Annotated in this window: 1 protein-coding gene; it reads left to right on the top strand. The window is 67.7% G+C overall.

The annotated features are described in order from the left end of the window. A partial coding sequence (locus G3I71_RS44635) for an acyltransferase domain-containing protein (protein ID WP_164324587.1) occupies positions 1 to 1233 on the top strand: 1233 nt, incomplete at both ends.

Raw genomic sequence — 1233 nt, 5'->3', positions numbered from 1 at the left:
CTCCTCACCCATCTCACCCAGCATCCGGACGTTCCCTTGAGTGACATCGGTTACTCCTTGGCGTCGTCGCGGGCGGTGTTGGGGCATCGGGCGGTGGTGGTCGGTGGTGGGCGTGGGGAGTTGTTGCGGGGTGTGAGGGCGTTGGCGGAGGGGCGGCCTGACGCGGGTGTGGTGCGGGGTCGTGCGGGTGATGGTGGTGTGGTTTTCGTGTTTCCGGGCCAGGGGTCGCAGTGGGTGGGGATGGCGGTGGAGTTGTTGGGTTCCTCACCGGTGTTCGCGGCGCGGATGGCGGAGTGTGAGCGGGCGTTGTCGGGGTTTGTGGAGTGGTCGTTGTCCGATGTGCTGTCGGATGAGGTGGCGTTGGGTCGGGTGGATGTGGTTCAGCCGGTGTTGTGGGCGGTGATGGTGAGTCTGGCGGAGGTGTGGCGGTCGTTCGGTGTGGTGCCGGCTGCGGTGGTGGGTCATTCGCAGGGTGAGATCGCTGCTGCTGTGGTGGCGGGTGCGTTGTCGTTGGAGGACGGTGCCCGGGTGGTGGTGTTGCGTTCGCGGGCGGTTCTCGCCCTGTCGGGCAAAGGCGGGATGGCGTCCGTGCAGTTGCCTGTTGGTGAGGTGCGGGGTCTGGTTGCGGTGCTGGACGGTCGTGTTGAGGTGGCTGCGGTGAACGGGCCGTCCTCGGTGGTGGTGGCGGGCACGCCGGAGGCTTTGGGCGAGGCGATCGCGGAGGCGAGGGGGCGGGGTGCGCGTGCCAGGCGGGTGGAGGTGGATTATGCCTCGCACTCTGTTCAGGTGGAGGGCATCCGCGATGAACTCCACGCCGTGCTGGGTGGGTTGGAGCCGGTCGCGGCGGGGGTCCCGTTCTATTCGACGGTGACGGGTGAGCGGTTGGAGACGGCTGGTCTGGACGCGGAGTACTGGTATCGCAACCTGCGTTCCACGGTTCGTCTGGAGGACACGGTCACGGGTCTGGTGGAGTCCGGGCATCGGGTGTTCGTGGAGATCAGTCCTCATCCGGTGTTGACGGCGGCGGTGCAGGAGACGGCTGAGGTGGTGGGCCGGGAGGTCGTGGTCACGGGGACGCTGCGGCGGGGAGAGGGTGGCCCGGAGCGGCTGTTGCTGTCGTTGGGTGAGGCGTATGTGCATGGTGTGCCGGTCGACTGGGCGGAGTGGTTCGCGGGGGGCGGTGCCAGGCGTGTCGATCTGCCGACCTACGCCTTCCAACACCACCACTACTGG

The organism is Streptomyces sp. SID12501 (assembly GCF_010550245.1).
Lineage (GTDB): Bacteria > Actinomycetota > Actinomycetes > Streptomycetales > Streptomycetaceae > Streptomyces.
The sequence above is the reverse complement of the archived record's forward strand: the minus strand, read 5'-3'. Positions and strand labels throughout refer to the sequence as shown.